This window comes from Cedecea neteri, from assembly GCF_000758325.1.
Lineage (GTDB): Bacteria > Pseudomonadota > Gammaproteobacteria > Enterobacterales > Enterobacteriaceae > Cedecea > Cedecea neteri_B.
The window spans coordinates 4,006,066-4,021,031 of sequence record NZ_CP009459.1; the positions used below are offsets into that span (position 1 = coordinate 4,006,066).

Annotated in this window: 15 protein-coding genes and 1 pseudogene; 6 read left to right on the forward strand and 10 right to left on the reverse strand. The window is 54.7% G+C overall.

Annotated elements, in window-relative coordinates; all coding sequences use genetic code 11:
* Nucleotides 1-70: 70 nt before the first annotated feature.
* The gene (locus LH86_RS18740) at nt 71-739 is read right to left on the reverse strand and encodes a Crp/Fnr family transcriptional regulator (protein WP_039304523.1); all 669 of its coding nucleotides are present in this window, start codon (nt 737-739) and stop codon (nt 71-73) included.
* A 292-nt stretch (nt 740-1,031) separates the two neighbouring features.
* On the opposite strand from LH86_RS18740, the gene deoD reads away from it, so the two are divergent.
* The gene (gene deoD / locus LH86_RS18745) at nt 1,032-1,745 is read left to right on the forward strand and encodes a purine-nucleoside phosphorylase (protein ID WP_231562742.1); all 714 of its coding nucleotides are present in this window, start codon (nt 1,032-1,034) and stop codon (nt 1,743-1,745) included.
* 22 nt (nt 1,746-1,767) lie between these two features.
* A complete protein-coding gene (locus LH86_RS18750) occupies nt 1,768-3,294 on the forward strand; it encodes a purine-cytosine permease family protein (RefSeq protein WP_052045618.1) in 1,527 nt (508 codons plus the stop codon).
* Nucleotides 3,295-3,311: 17 nt separating this feature from the next.
* On the opposite strand, the gene LH86_RS18755 is transcribed toward LH86_RS18750, so the two are convergent.
* A complete protein-coding gene (locus LH86_RS18755; protein ID WP_039304529.1) occupies nt 3,312-4,211 on the reverse strand; it encodes a LysR family transcriptional regulator in 900 nt (299 codons plus the stop codon).
* A 110-nt stretch (nt 4,212-4,321) separates the two neighbouring features.
* Between LH86_RS18755 and LH86_RS18760 the strand changes: the two genes are divergently transcribed.
* Nucleotides 4,322-5,698, forward strand: coding sequence for an MFS transporter (locus LH86_RS18760; RefSeq protein ID WP_039304532.1), 1,377 nt, complete (start codon nt 4,322-4,324; stop codon nt 5,696-5,698).
* A 3-nt stretch (nt 5,699-5,701) separates the two neighbouring features.
* Nucleotides 5,702-6,032 (forward strand): annotated as a pseudogene (locus tag LH86_RS18765) (DUF4440 domain-containing protein).
* A 33-nt stretch (nt 6,033-6,065) separates the two neighbouring features.
* Here LH86_RS18765 and LH86_RS18770 read toward each other — a convergent pair.
* The 3 genes from LH86_RS18770 to fusA all read right to left on the reverse strand — a co-directional run bounded on the left by LH86_RS18770 (nt 6,066) and on the right by fusA (nt 9,043).
* Nucleotides 6,066-6,368 carry a helix-turn-helix domain-containing protein gene (locus tag LH86_RS18770; RefSeq protein WP_039304535.1) on the reverse strand — a complete coding sequence of 101 codons (303 nt, stop codon included), beginning with the start codon at nt 6,366-6,368 and terminating at the stop codon, nt 6,066-6,068.
* Nucleotides 6,353-6,727: a type II toxin-antitoxin system RelE/ParE family toxin gene (locus LH86_RS18775; protein WP_039304538.1), complete on the reverse strand. Its 375-nt coding sequence runs from the start codon at nt 6,725-6,727 to the stop codon at nt 6,353-6,355. Before LH86_RS18775 ends, LH86_RS18770 begins: the two co-directional genes overlap by 16 nt.
* Before the next feature lie 213 nt (nt 6,728-6,940).
* The gene (fusA, locus tag LH86_RS18780; RefSeq protein WP_039304541.1) at nt 6,941-9,043 is read right to left on the reverse strand and encodes an elongation factor G; all 2,103 of its coding nucleotides are present in this window, start codon (nt 9,041-9,043) and stop codon (nt 6,941-6,943) included.
* Between the two features lie 190 nt (nt 9,044-9,233).
* Between fusA and LH86_RS18785 the strand changes: the two genes are divergently transcribed.
* On the forward strand, nt 9,234-9,542 hold the full coding sequence (locus LH86_RS18785) for an ArsR/SmtB family transcription factor (RefSeq protein WP_039304544.1): 309 nt from the start codon (nt 9,234-9,236) through the stop codon (nt 9,540-9,542).
* A 38-nt stretch (nt 9,543-9,580) separates the two neighbouring features.
* Here LH86_RS18785 and LH86_RS18790 read toward each other — a convergent pair whose 3' ends face one another.
* The 5 genes from LH86_RS18790 to dacD form a co-directional block, all read right to left on the reverse strand.
* Nucleotides 9,581-9,916, reverse strand: a complete 336-nt coding sequence (locus LH86_RS18790; protein ID WP_008455006.1) for a DUF496 family protein — start codon at nt 9,914-9,916, stop codon at nt 9,581-9,583.
* Nucleotides 9,917-10,089: 173 nt separating this feature from the next.
* Nucleotides 10,090-11,148, reverse strand: coding sequence for an FUSC family protein (locus LH86_RS18795; protein ID WP_039304547.1), 1,059 nt, complete (start codon nt 11,146-11,148; stop codon nt 10,090-10,092).
* A 154-nt stretch (nt 11,149-11,302) separates the two neighbouring features.
* Nucleotides 11,303-11,737 (reverse strand): VOC family protein, encoded by a 435-nt coding sequence (locus LH86_RS18800; protein WP_039304550.1) that lies wholly within the window; start codon nt 11,735-11,737, stop codon nt 11,303-11,305.
* A gap of 12 nt (nt 11,738-11,749) precedes the next feature.
* Nucleotides 11,750-12,214: a DNA gyrase inhibitor SbmC gene (gene sbmC / locus LH86_RS18805; RefSeq protein WP_039304554.1), complete on the reverse strand. Its 465-nt coding sequence runs from the start codon at nt 12,212-12,214 to the stop codon at nt 11,750-11,752.
* A 152-nt stretch (nt 12,215-12,366) separates the two neighbouring features.
* Nucleotides 12,367-13,533 (reverse strand): serine-type D-Ala-D-Ala carboxypeptidase DacD, encoded by a 1,167-nt coding sequence (dacD, locus tag LH86_RS18810; RefSeq protein ID WP_039304557.1) that lies wholly within the window; start codon nt 13,531-13,533, stop codon nt 12,367-12,369.
* A 252-nt stretch (nt 13,534-13,785) separates the two neighbouring features.
* Here dacD and LH86_RS18815 point away from each other — a divergent pair, with 252 nt between their 5' ends.
* The gene (locus LH86_RS18815; RefSeq protein ID WP_039304559.1) at nt 13,786-14,937 is read left to right on the forward strand and encodes an acyltransferase family protein; all 1,152 of its coding nucleotides are present in this window, start codon (nt 13,786-13,788) and stop codon (nt 14,935-14,937) included.
* The last annotated feature ends 29 nt before the right edge of the window (nt 14,938-14,966 follow it).

A 14,966-nucleotide genomic window follows, 5' to 3' on the forward strand; every position in this document is an offset into this window, starting at 1 on the left:
GCGGATAACGTATTGCCGGAGTCTATCACTGTTTTTTCTTTGCTTTTTAGCCGTTTGCTACAAAAACTTGCTAGCCAATGCGCCCGGGATTCGTAAGCACCTGGCGGAATTTTTCTATGTCGCAAATCACGTATTCATGGGCCACTTTCTGAATGTACTGCTCTTCTATCAACTGGTTGATCACCCGGCGATAAGTTCTCTCGGAACAGCCAAAGCGTTCGGCCTCGCGGGACACCTGCGAGAAGTCCACCAGCGGCTTATTCTGCTGATGGCGCTCATACAAATCGGCCACGATGTTGAACACCAGCGGCTGCAGGAAACGTTCCATGGTCCTCGCCATTCCGCGCTGGTAGCTGGTGGAAAGCAGCTGGCTGAGCCAGACGCCAACTTCCGCGTGGCTGGTCAGAATGGTGTCCATCATCGCCAGCGGGATGACTTTGACCGTCATGGTGTCGTGGGCCACGACCGAGAACTGACTCGGCGTGTGGGTGAGATATTCGATTTCGCCAATGATGGTATCGCTGACAAAACGCTGCCCAAGGCTGAACGCTTTCCCGTTTTCGGCGTTGTAGTGCATGGTGTACTCGCCAAGCGTGATCCAGTAGAGCGCTTTAATCTCTTCGCCCTGGCGCAGAATAAATTCGTCGGGGCCGATCTCTTTGCTTTTAAGCGGCGCGGCGTAAACGGCATCGCGCAGGATCTGGTGCCCGCGCTGAGCGAATTGCTGAATAATATTCATGGTGTTGTCGCTCTCCGGCAGGCTGCCACGCAGCTAAATAAGGTCACTAACCCGTCAAGTATTGCCTGTTTCACCAGAATCTGTGGCGAAAAAGGCGGCTGAGATTAACTATCGCCCCTCGGTATTGTCAAGACTCCTCGTTTTGCTCACCCCTTGCCAGCCCTGGCGTTTCTCTTTTCTTGCGAAGGCAAAAATCAATTTTGTGATCGCCGTCAGCCCGGCCGGACATTTGCCTTTTTCTACAGCGCGCGGGATTTCTATCGTAATGGCATGAAACCAGCCAGGAGATCGTCTGATGACGCCACATATTAACGCCAACCCGGGCGACTTTGCCGAAACCGTGATCATGCCGGGCGACCCGCTGCGCGCACAGTACATCGCGCAGACATATTTAACTGATGCAAAGCGCGTGTGTGATACCCGCAATATGTTCGGCTTTACCGGCTACTACAAAGGTAAACGCCTTTCCGTGATGGCGCACGGAATGGGTATTCCTTCCGTTTCGATTTACGCCCATGAATTGATCAACGCGTTTGGCGTGAAGCAGCTTATCCGTATCGGCACCTGCGGTGCGGTGGATGAAAGCGTGGATATGCGTAAGGTAATTGTCGCCACCGGCGCAGGTACGTCTTCTTCGGTAAACCGCGACCGCTTTGGCGGCTACGACTACGCAGCCGTGCCTGATTTTGATCTGCTGCGCCGCTGCTGGACGGCAGCTGAGCAACATAATATTCCGACCCAGTTCGGCAACACCTTCACCAACGACCTGCTGTACGACAAACCCGAAGGCATGCTCCCTGCCCTCAAAAAGATGAACATCCTTGCGGTGGAAATGGAAACCTCGGCGCTGTTCACCATCGCCGCGCAGTACCGCGCCAAAGCCCTGAGCCTGCTGACGGCCTGCGTAAGCAGCGTCACAGGGGAAGAGCCGACGGCAGAAGAACTACAAAACACGTTAGACCAAATGATTGAGCTCGCTTTAGAAACCGCACTTCTCTGCGATTGATTTCTCCCATAAGGGTTCTCCGATGACAAACTCTACACATCAGCCGGCCTCGGGCGGCATAAAAGTTGAAGCAAACGGCGTGAATGCCGTCCCGGAAGCTGAGCGCTACGGCAAACCCGCCGGGCTGTTTCCGATTTGGTTTTCCTGGAACGTTTCTATTCTGGGCATGACCTACGGCATTTACGTTTACTCTCTCGGCCTGAGCGTCTGGCAGTCGATCACCGCCGGGATTATCGGCTACCTGCTGTCCTGCTGCCTGGTTGGCGTGCTGGCGGTGGGCGGGCCAAGAACTGGCCTGCCTACGTTGACGCAAACCCGTTTCTGCTTCGGCTATCACGGTAATAAATTCCCGACCCTGTTCGCCTATATTTCCAATATGGGCTGGAAAATCACCATTATTACCCTCGCCTCGTCCACCGGCGCGGCGCTGTTTGCCAAACTTTGGCCGGCGGCGTTTGCGCTGGCAGACGGCAAACCTACGCTGGTGTGTATTCTTGGCTGGTTCATCGTCAGCCTGGTGCTGACCATGTCGGTCGCCATTTATGGTCACCAGCTGATCATGAAAGTGGAGAAATACATCGCCTGGCTGACCGGGTTTATGAGCATCATCTTCATTTTCCTGATGCTGCCACATATTCACTGGGAAAAGCTGGGCCAGAGCGCAGCGCACGGCGACCTGCTGACGTACATCGGCGGCGTGGTGATGGCGATGACGATGGTGGGCCTGGGCTTCCTGAACTACGGCGGCGACTTTGCGCGCTATCTGCCGAAGAAAACGCAGGCTTCGAAGGTTATTTTCTGGACGACGACGGGGATTTCCCTGCCGGTAAGCATTCTGCTGGTGCTGGGCGCATTCCTCGCCGACAGCAACCCGGACCTGAGCGCGGCGGCGGCGCAGTCGCCTATTGCCTCGCTGACTAACCTGCTGCCGTTCTGGTTCTACGTGCCGTTCTCCATTGTGATTATCGTTTCGCTGCTGGCGGCGGCCATTACCGGGGTATACAGCTCAGGTCTTGCCCTGCTGGCGCTTGGTATTCCGGCCAGCCGCGCCACGACGACCACGCTAAATGCGGCTATCATCGGCTTTGGCGCGTTCTACCTGATGTTTATTTCCGATTCGTTCCTGGCGACGTTCCAGTCGTTCCTGGCCTCGATTTCGGTGGTGATTGGCTCCGCCGGGGCGATTCAGCTGATCGACTTCCTGCGCCAGAAACGCCTGGGCTGGGATGTGGCAATGGCGAATAAAGCGGGTTTTGGTGGTCGCGATGGCCGCTGGACGGCGCTGCTGTCGCTGGGGATTGCAACATTTGTGGGGCTGGGGACAATTACTTCCGGTGACCCGTACATCGCGCATGTGGTTGGCTTCCTGCTGACGGAAGAAACCCGCCACAGCGTCTTTGCGACGGCGAACCTCGGCGTTATCGTCTCGATGCTGACCGGGGGCATCTTGTATTCACTGCTGACCTTTGGCCTGAAAATTGAGCTGCCGGGTATTTCGTCTGCACAAGCGGCTTCAACCGTGCAGGGTAAAACCCAAAAAGCGCTGTAAGCCTAAAAACAGGCCCGCTAAGCGGGTCTGTTATTTTCCCACTCCTGCAAAAAGTCTATCAGCGCACGCACTTTCGCCGGAACATGCCGCGTGTTCGGGTAAACCGCATAAATTCCCTGGGACGGGAAACGATATTCCGGTAGCACGTGCTGAAGCTCACCGCGCCCTATCGCACTGCGCACCAGCCATTCGGGCAATAAACCTACGCCGCAGCCCTGAACCACAAAAGCCATGAGCGCCGCCGCCGTGTCGGTCATAAAGCGGGCTGGCCCGGTTATCGTTAACTCCCGCGTTTCCTGGTCAGGCCCAATGACCTGCCATTCTCTGGGGGTGGGCAACCGGCGATGAATGACCCATTCCGCTTCGGCCAGCGCCTCCAGACTGGCGATCGGGTTTCGTTCGAGCCACTGTGGCGCGGCAACCGCCACAATCTCGAACCGCTCGATCAGCGCCGCGCGGTAGGACGAATCCGCCAGCTTGCCCAGGCGAATAGCCACGTCAAACTGCCCGGAGATAAGATTAGCCGGAGCAGATGAAGATTCGTGCCGGATGGTCAGCCCCGGATGCAGCCTGCCAAAGGCGCTTAGCGCCGGGATAACCTTTGCCTGGCCGTATTCCGGCGTTGTCGAAATACTCAGTTCGCCAGAAAACCCGCCGTGATGCCCCTGCACATCTTCCACCAGCGCTTCGCTCTCCCTTAATAGCAGCAGAGAGCGCTGATAAAACACTTCCCCAGCCTGGGTTAACGCCACTCGCCGCGTGGAGCGTACAAGCAGCGAAACGCCAAGCTCTGCCTCAAGCTGGCGAACGTTGAAACTGATCGCCGCTTTCGTTTGCTGCATAGAGTGCGCTGCCGCGGTAAAGCCCCCGGCCTCCACCACCGCAACAAACTGTGCCACCCGCTGCAAGTTAAGCATGCTAATTCGCCTGATTATCAAATTATTTTTGACAGTGTATCAGCCGGAACGGGATTTATCCGCCTCGCAGAACCTGCTGAAATCGCCTTTTCTTTTTCACGAGAGCCACCATGCCTTATCGCTACAGGGTTGCCGCCGTTTATCTGCTCGGTTTTTTTCTCGACTTAATCAATATGTTTATCTCCAACGTCGCGTGGCCTGCAATGGGAAGGGAGTTTCACGCGCCGGTTACCGAACTGGCGTGGATAAGCCACGGCTATCTTTGCGGCCTGACGCTGGTTATCCCCTGTAGCGCGTGGCTGACGCAGCGGCTGGGTGCCAGGCGCCTGTTTATGCTTTCTTTGGGGCTTTTCTCTCTCGGCACGCTGGCTTCCGGCCTTGCTTCTGGCCTGAATGCATTAGTCGCCGCACGTATTCTGCAGGGTGTGGGCGGCGGGCTGCTTATCCCTGTCGGCCAGGCGCTGACCTGGCAGCTTTTCGCGGTGCATGAGCGGGCAAAGCTTTCCTCGGCAATCATGCTGGTGGCGCTGCTGGCTCCGGCGCTTTCCCCTACCGCGGGCGGATTGCTGGTGGAATCTTTTGGCTGGCGCTGGATATTTCTCGCCAGCCTGCCGCTGGCGTTACTGACATTGGCTCTCGCGGGACTTTGGCTAAAACCCGCAGAGCAACGGACAGCCCGCAGGCCGCTGGACGTCAAAGGGCTGATGCTGGGATCGGCGGGACTGTTAGCTATTTTACTGGGCGTCACCCAGGCCGGAAACCCGGCAGCTCATGAAGCAGCCCTGGTGTGGCTCATCGCTGGCATGCTTATGCTTTGGCTATTTATTCGCCGCAACGGCAAACATCCCACCCCGCTGTTCAGCCTGCCGCTGCTGGCAGATCCTCTACTGCGTTACGCCATGCTGGTTTATCAGTGCATTCCGGGCATTTTTATGGGCACCAGCCTGGTCAGCATTGTCTATCTGCAAACACAATTGGGCCTGTCTGCCCCGCAAACGGGAATGTTGATGCTGCCGTGGGCGATGGCCTCTTTTGTCGCGATTTCATTTACCGGCAAGATGTTTAATCGGCTCGGCCCTCGCCCGCTAATTGCGGCCGGGGGCATATTTCAGGCCGCAGGGATTTTGCTGCTGACGCAAATCAACGCCAGCGAGCAAGCCTCATGGCTGGTAGCCGCTTACGCGTTGATGGGCCTTGGGGGGAGTCTTTCCAGCAGCACGGCGCAAAGCACCGCTTTTATCTCCATCCCTTCAGAAGCCATGCCGGAAGCGAGCGCGCTGTGGAACATTAATCGCCAGCTGAGCTTTTGCTTTGGCGTGGCGCTGCTCAGCCTGCTGCTGACTGTGCTACAGACGCTGATGCCCGCTCCTCAAGCTTATCTTTTTACTTTTAGTCTTGCCGCCGCCGGGACGCTGACACCGCTGGTTTACGCTTTGCGATTGAATAATCAGCACATTAAAAATCAACTTACCCAAAAGGAACACTAAGCAATGAATATCTGGTTTAAAGAAGTGATTGAGGCCCACGTTGCCATTGAGCAATGGCTTGGCACGAGCAAGGGGGAACTGGAAGCGCTGCTGGCACGCTTTGCAAAAGACTATTTGCGGCTTTTTCCGTACCAACGGCGGCAGCCGTGAAGGGTTGGCCATTGAGGTCGATAGCCTCCAGTTACTTGACGAGTGGCCGCAGGGTGCCGCCGTGCTTTACCGCGAAACGCAAACGTTGAGCGGCTCCACCACCGTGCGCTGGTCGACCGTTATTTTCCGTAAGGAAGGTAGCAAAGTGCTATGGCGGCATTTGCAGGAAACCGGGCAAATTTAAGGCCAGTTGGGCGGTTCGAGCCGCCCTTTTCGCTCAGAGGGCAATATTGAAGTGCGTGCCGTCCGGCAGCTCGATATCCAGCTTTACCTTCCCGCCCGCCGCCTCAACGTAACGCTTGAGGGAAGAAAGCTTGATGTCGCGGCCTTTTTTTTCCATTTCGGCGACGGTGGGCTGCTTCACACCGAGCTTCTGCGCCATCTCAGTCTGTGTTTTTTTGACTTTGTCACGAAGTTCAGCCAGATGGATATTCAGCAGCATTTCGTCGGCCATGGCCTGTGCGGCGGCCACCACTTCGGGTTTTTCTTCGGCCATCCATTGTTCTAACGTTCGACCCATTCTATTTGCTCCTTTTCCGTTAACTGCTGTAAGTGCGCCCGAAACTCGTTATCTGCTAATGGCACCATGACGTCATAAAAGCGTTTCTCGTTCCCCACTTTATTTCCCGCACAGAGCAGGAGGGCACAACGCTTTATATCAAAAGCGAAAAAGACCCTGAGTGGCTCGCCCCGGCACTGGATCCGCAACTCTTTCATATTGGCGTATTGCGATCCCTTCACCGTGTCGGCATGAGGCCTGCCAAGTAAAGGCCCTCTCTCTTTAAGCAGTACGACCCCTGCCATAACGCAAGCTTTGGTCATGTCATCTGACGCTGTAACCCAGGCATCAAACGTATCCGTCATTTTTATCGACCACATGCGACATCCTTTTCAATATAGGTTAAATGCTATATAGGCACAAGACTATATCGTGGATTATCTGTGTAAAAATGCAGCGGATCATGGCGCTGATTCAGCATGTTAGGGCAGGCTTCAAGTGTTTTTTGACGTATGCGGGGCGTTGCAAAGGGAATGGAAAATGGCTCGCAGAAGAAAAATGGGCGAGATGACCTCGCCCATGTTGAGTACAGCTTACGCTTTTACGCGGCTGGCAATAATGTCGTCGGCCACGTTACGTGGCGCTTCGGCATAATGATGGAACTCCATGCTGTATGTCGCCCTGCCCTGAGACATTGAGCGCAACGTGGTGGAATAACCAAACATTTCTGCCAGCGGGACATCGGCCCGAATAATCTGGCTACCAAAACGTTCTTCCATGCCCTGCACCATGCCACGGCGGGAAGAGAGATCGCCCATAATGTTACCGGCGTACTCTTCTGGCGTTTCCACTTCGACGTGCATGATAGGCTCCAGAATAACCGGATCCGCTTTGCGCACGGCGTCCTTGAAGCCGAAGATCGCCGCCATCCTGAACGCCATCTCCGAAGAGTCAACGTCATGGTAAGAGCCGAATGTCAGCGTGGCTTTGACGTCCACCACCGGGTAACCGGCCAGTACACCGGTATTCATCGCCTCACGTAGCCCCTTTTCCACAGAAGGAATGAACTCGCGCGGCACTACGCCCCCTTTGGTGGCATCTTCAAACACAAAACCTTTGCCCGGTTCAAGCGGTTCGAGCGTCAGCACTACGTGTCCATACTGGCCTTTACCGCCTGACTGCCGCACAAATTTCCCTTCCACGTCTTTCGCCGTTTTGCGGATCGTTTCGCGGTAGGTGACCTGTGGCCGGCCAATATTGGCCTCCACGCCAAACTCACGTTTCATGCGGTCGACGATGATTTCCAGGTGAAGCTCGCCCATGCCGGAGATGATCGTCTGGCCGGATTCCTCGTCCGTATGCAGGCGGAAAGAGGGATCTTCCGCCGCTAAACGCTGCAGCGCGATACCCATTTTCTCCTGGTCGGCCTTGGTCTTCGGCTCGATAGCGAGGGAAATCACCGGCTCAGGGAACTCCATTCGCTCAAGCGTGATCGCCGCATTCGGGTCGGTTAACGTGTCCCCCGTAGTGACGTCTTTCAGCCCTACGCAGGCGGCGATATCGCCGGCGCGCAGTTCATCCACCTCATGGCGGTCATTCGCATGCATTAGCACAATACGCCCGATACGCTCTCTCTTACCTTTCACCGGGTTGTAAACCGAATCGCCTTTTTTCAGCACGCCAGAATAAACCCGGATAAAGGTCAGTTGCCCAACATACGGGTCGGTCATCAGCTTGAAGGCCAACGCAGAGAAGGGTTCATCATCGCTGGGATGGCGTTCCGCGTGCTGCCCTTTTTCATCCACGCCGTCAATGGCAGGAATGTCGAGCGGAGACGGCATCAGCTCTACCACCGCATCGAGCATGCGCTGCACGCCTTTGTTTTTAAACGCACTGCCGCACAGCATCGGCTGGATTTCCCCGGAAATGGTGCGCTTGCGCAGGCCAGCAATAATTTCCGCTTCGCTCAGATCGCCTGTTTCCAGGTATTTATCCATTAGCTCGTCGTTGGCTTCCGCCGCCGCAGAGACCATTTTTTCGCGCCACAGTTGTGCAGTCTGCAGTAAATCCTGCGGCACAGGCCCATAGCTGAACGTCATTCCCTGGGTTGCATCATCCCAGATAATGGCGCGCATTTTGATGAGATCCACGACGCCAGTGAAGCTGTCTTCTGCCCCGACCGGGATGACGATGGGAACCGGATTAGCTTTCAGGCGGTCAATCATCATCTGCACCACGCGGAAGAAATCCGCGCCTGGGCGGTCCATTTTGTTCACGAAGGCCAGCCGCGGCACGTGGTATTTATTTGCCTGCCGCCAAACGGTTTCTGACTGCGGCTGCACGCCGCCCACTGAGTCGTAAACCATTACGGCGCCGTCCAGCACTCGCATGGATCGCTCCACCTCAATGGTGAAATCCACGTGTCCCGGCGTGTCGATGATGTTGATACGGTGCGGCTCGAAACCGCGATCCATACCCGGCCAGAAGCAGCTCACCGCGGCGGACGTAATGGTAATACCGCGCTCTTGCTCCTGAGCCATCCAGTCTGTCGTTGCTGCGCCATCGTGAACTTCACCCAGTTTGTGGCTCATGCCGGTGTAAAACAAAATACGTTCGGTCGTGGTTGTTTTACCGGCATCAATATGGGCAGAAATACCAATGTTGCGATAGCGTTCGAGAGGGATGGGTCGGGGCATGATATGTCCTTAGTCTGGTTGACTGTTAAGCGACGGCCACTATGGCCGCCAGATTTGTTCGCCATCAGGATAGTACAACTGTACGAGTATATACGAACAATTTGAGCTATCGTTAATACCGATACATTCGAAGGGCATCAAGTTTGCTATAGTAGTCGGCCGCCGTGCCGCTACCGCCTACAGGAAGAGTATGATCGCCAACCACCCGGAACGAGAACAAATCCGCCTTGAAAATGTGCTTTTTGCACTGGGTAACCCTTTGCGGATGGGGATTGTGAGACAGCTTGCCGGTGGGGCAGAACTGACCTGCGGCGCTTTAATTCAGGATGTGGCGAAGTCGACCATGACCCACCACTGGCGGGTTCTGCGTGACAGCGGCGTGATCTGGCAGCGCCCTCAGGGACGTGAAAATTTGATTTCGTTAAGGCGTGAGGACCTGGATGCGCGGTTCCCCGGGCTGCTGGAAACCTTACTGCGGGTGATAGTGAACGAGGCATAAAAAAACCGCCCTGAAGGCGGTTTTTTTATTCGCTGAAGTTATTCAGATTTGGTGTCAGCCACTTTCTGCTCACCCATCACTTTCAGCTTCTTAGAGATCTCACGACGCTCTTTAGACAGCTCGGCGTTTTTGATGATGTAGTCATCCACGCGGTCTTCATAGTCAGTTTTCATGCTGGCAATGATGCCCTGCACCGCCTCGATGCTCATACCCGGCTTGATGTAGTCGCTCAGGTTATCAAGCAGCAGCACACGCTTTTGGTTGTCACGGATCTTTTTCTCTACGTCCTGAATTTCACGCTGCAGTTTGTTTTTACGACGGAACAGACGAACAAACTCCAGAACGTCCTGGAAGGTAGGTTTGATATTTTCCATTTTTACACCCCTGCTAAATTGGTACTCGGATTCGTTAAGACAACCGCCATAACCTTAGTAGTAGCGGTTGACGATTACAATTTTTTGTCAGTCTCACTAACGGGCTTGCCCTATCTTAACCTCAATTTCTGCTGAATCGAAACAAGCATTGTCATTTCTGTGCTTTACGCGCGCTATTTGCGCAGTGCGCGGCAAATAAGATGCGACAGCAGCTCAAGCTGGCGCGCCAGCTCAAGGCTGAGCCAGACATAGCCGTGAATAGGCGTCTCCTGCAGTTCCCTGCCTTTACCCTCTTCCATCAGTTGGCGCAGTTCAAAGACGATTTCGTTCAGTTTCTCAGTATTGGCGGAGATAGGCGAAGGGTTCCCTTCATACAGCGCCTTAGCAATAGCCGCCAGCGTGCGCTGCGTCATTTGCTGCGTGTCGCGCAACGTATGGGCATTGATCATCACAAAATGGCTTTCCCGCGTCGCCCAATAGGCGTTGATTTGCAGCTCCAGCGTGCAAACCATATTGCGATTAATGGTCTGAATTGCCTCAAAGACTGACTTCTGAATACGGGTTTCTTTGCCGGCGGGGCCAATCAGGGCGCGCATCTTAACCACGTCATTCAGGATTTTTTGCAGGGGCTTTTCCAGTCGTGGGCGCTCCACAAGGTTTGGCGAGAACCCCGCAGTATAAATTTTGCTAAACGCCTGCACGAAGGTCGCCATCTGGATACGCCAGTGGATAAACGCCCGCTGCGGGTAAACGCTGGTAAATAACATAGCCAGAAGAGAGCCAAAGATAACGTCGCCGCTGCGCCACAGAGCAACTTCCATATCCCCCGGTGGCGCCCCAACGACCACGGAAAGCGTGATGCCGATAAGCAATGCCTGATAAGGCCGTTTGCCCAGCGCCAGATAGCCGCACAGGAACATCGCCAGCCCACACCAGATAACCATTAACGGTAATGAAAAAAGCTCCAGCTTGAGGGCTATTAGCCCGATGGCCGCGCCAAAAATGGTGCCGCCAATACGCTGGAAAGCGCGCGGAACCACGTTGCCCCAAAAGGAAATGGGGCCCATCACCACCACCAGCGTGATAAGCGGCCAGGTGCCTTCGGGGATGTTCAGCAGGCGAACCAGAACAAAAGTCAGCACAAAAGCAAGGGCGATACGTATCCCGTGGGCAACGCGATAGTTGCGGTAAATACGGATCTCAAACGGGGTCAGTGATTTGTCGGGGCGCACACCCGGCTCTCCGGAAATAAAAAAGAAATTGTACTCGTTTTTCTCACAAAGAAATCATGTCGCCAGGTGCGGCGGGGCTTTTACGCGGAATATTTCACATTTCTTTGCTGAAAATCAGAAATGGGCGGCAGACTGCCGCCCGAATTCAATCCAGCTAGCGCAGCCAGGGCGTAACGGTCACGCCCACCAGCAGCCCTTCGGGGCTGAGCAAACGTGACACTGTTTGCCCCCAGGGCTCGATACGATGATCCACCAGCATCTGATACCCAGCCTGCTTTAACACGGCTGTCGCTTGCCCGACATCTTCTACTTCAAACTCAACCCAGCTTTGGGGCGCGACAATGTGCTCTGGCCAGCTGTCCATGCCGAAGCAGGACTGTGCCGCCTGAGCGAGCGGCCAGAGCGCAAAATGCTTCACGCCATCCAGCGCGCCGTGCTCCGTTGCCAGATAGTCCTCGTTGCCTTCCATCGATTTTAGCGGCAGGCCGAGCACCTGCTGATAAAACCCGGCGCTTTCCGCCACGTCGCGCGTAACGGGGCCATACCCGGCGATGAATAACACGTTTAATCCTGCGATAGCTTCCGTCATGGTTAGCTCCTGTCAGACTTTAGCGACCGGGATATACATATCAATTTCCCATACGCCGGACGTCGAGCCGTCGTTGAGATAGATTTCGTAACAGGGTTTGCCAGTTAGCTGATAGCTACCGTCAGCCTCTACCTGGTCAAAGAAGGTTTCCCAGGCCTCCTGGAACGCTTCATTTTTTACGATGGCATGGCCGATGGCGTACGTATCTGCCTCAATAGCCGTGATGATAACGCCTTCGCTGTTTTCCGGTAGTTTGAAATCCTCTGGCACGCCCAGCACAGTGTCCACGCGGAGCTTTTCTGGCGGAACAACATCGGGGTCGTCATAGTAAACGGCTAGCCAGTCTCCATTCAGGCTGTGGGTTTTCGCCCACATTGCCAGTTGGCCAAACCCTTGCGGAACCGTGGTTTCCCACGGCCCGACCAGATGAAAACCGGCCACTTTCCGCGCCGGAACATGCTGAACTTTGAACGTCATACTGCCTCCACGCTGATGAATAAATACACTGTACATTTATACACTATATTTTTTAAAGGTGAGGCACAAGCTGCCAGATTTGGGAGCAACCTCGCAGGAAATGGACACAAAAAAACCGCGCAATTTGCGCGGTTCATCAACAATACAAAGGGTTAAAGCTTGCGGCTGATAAAATCGCCGAGACGTGAGAACATCCCGCCTTTCTCCACTGGCGTGAGGTTCACAAGCGGCCAGTGGGAGATAAGCTTGTCGCCATCAAACAGCTGGATCTCGCCAACCTGCGTATTGGCTGCCAGCGGGGCCTCCATGTCCTGCTTGCTCAGTACATACTTTGCTTTGATGTTCGGCACTTCTGATTTAGGCAGCGCGAGGAAGACGTCCTGGTCCGGGCCCACATTGATATTGGCTTTGTTGCCGTACCAGATGTGCTCGCTGCCAATCGATTTGCCTTTTTGTAAGACCTGCACGGTATCGAAGTTATCCTGCCCCCAGTGCAGCAGCTTGCGGGCCTGCTCTTCACGCCCTTTTGAGCTAAGGCCGCCCATAATCACCGCGATCAGCCGGCGCTGACCCAGCACGCTGGAAGCAATAATGTTAAACCCTGCCGTCTCGGTGTGCCCCGTTTTCAGGCCATCCACGTTCAGGGATTTATCCCACAGCAGGCCGTTGCGGTTTTGCTGGGTAATCCCGTTCCAGGTGAGACTGCGTTCGCTGTACATATGGTAGAACTGGGGTTCACCGTGGATGATAGCTCGGGATAAAACGGCAAGATCATAAGCGGAGCTGTGCTGCCCCGGCGCGTCCAGGCCATGCACAGTTTCAAAATGGGTGTCGTGCAGGCCAAGCTGTTCGACATAGTGGTTCATCATGGCGACAAACTGCTTTTGTCCCCCGGCGACATAATCTGCCAGCGCAACGCAGGCATCGTTCCCTGAATCGATGATCAATCCGCGGCTGAGATCGCGCACGGTCACCCGGTCGCCGGGTTTAATGAACATCAGCGATGAGCCGTCAAACACCGGGTTACCTTTTGCCCAGGCGTCTTTCCCCACCGTCACAACGTCGTCCGGGGTAATACGTTTACTGTCGATTGCGCGGTCAACGACATAGCCGGTCATCAGTTTTGTCAGGCTGGCAGGATTACGCTGGACGTGTTCATTGCCTGCGGTCAACACCTGCCCGGTGGTGTAATCCATCAGCACCCATGCGCCAGCTTCTACCTGAGGTGGCTGCGGCTGGTGGGGGAAAATATCATCAGCATAAGCAGCATTGACGGAAAGGGACAAAAAGCTCAGGGCAACAAGCAGGCGGGTTTTCAACGGAATTTCCTCAAAGACTTAATTTACAGCGGCTCGTTTTACGGGAGTTCTTGTTAATTTGCTTCTTTAAATTGCAAGAAAATATGACATTTCATATTTAGCAATAATAATGAATGATATTTGTACGGAATATATTCCCCCATGCATCGCACTGCGTTTATTCCGATATTCCATGTTTGTGTGACATTCTGATTGTGGCGGCGCTGATTCATTTTTACTCTGACCGAAGAATACACGCATAAAGGTCATCGTATGGTGGAAAGTAAACGCTGGTTTCCTGAGCTGGAGGGGCTGCGAGGGCTGGCCTCGCTTTGGGTTTTGCTCGGCCACATTTGCCTGCTGGTGCAGTGCCGCATTCCTCTTCTTTACGACCCGGGGATGGGAGTCGATTTATTTATTTTGCTGTCAGGGTATTTGATGGCAAAAAATTATCAGGAGCGCAGGGAAAAAGAGCCATGGAATAGCCCGGATACTTTTCGAAAATTCTGGCTACGCCGCTTTTTTCGCATCGCCCCGCTCTATTATTTGCTGCTGGTCGTGGCGCTGATTTTTGGTAGCTGGTTTGGCGAAATGCGCGATATTATCGCCAGCGCATGGCCGACAACCGCCACCGCAAGCAGCCGCTATGCCGACCACTCCGCAATGAATATTTTCAGCCATCTGACGTTTATTTTTGGCCTGCTACCGGCCTGGTCCTTCCGCACCGTGTTGCCGGACTGGAGCATCGGGCTGGAGATGCAGTTTTACCTGCTGTTCCCGTTCATTATGCTGCTGGTGATGCGCTACGGGTTTGCGGTTAGCGCTCCGCTGCTGATGGTGGTTTGCCTGGCGGCTCGCTGGCTCTTCCCGGACTACTTCAACGCCTTTCCGATGCCGTCGATGATTCTGATAAAGCTGCCGCTGTTTATCGCCGGAATGCTGATTTCCCACGCGGTAATGCAAAAAAATCTGCGCTATTGCGCGCTGGCGCTGCTCGCCCCGGTCATTGCCTGGCAGATGCATATTGCCGAAACCCATCTGCGGCTGGTGGCAGAGTGCATAATGATTACCGGCATGACGCTGCTGCTCTGGCAGCCTGACAAAGAAAATCGTCTGCGCAAAATCACGGCGGCACCTCGCAAGCTGCTCACCTGCCGGTTTAGCCTGTTCCTGGGGGATATCTCTTATTCGGTGTATCTGCTGCATCTGATGATTGTCATTCCCACCATCGGCCTGCTCGTGCGCTACACCGGTTTTGCCCATCAGCCTTCGCTGATGCGCTTCCTGATAGTCGCGGCCGTCGTGCTGCCCGTCGTCTGGCTGATTGCCGTTGCGCTTTACCACAAGGTAGAAAAATACGGCACCGCGCTGGGTAAACAGTTGCTTAGCGGGGCAAAAATGAAGTCCGAAAGGTCAGTCTCTTAAACGCGCTTTTCCTTCTGATGCGCCGGCAG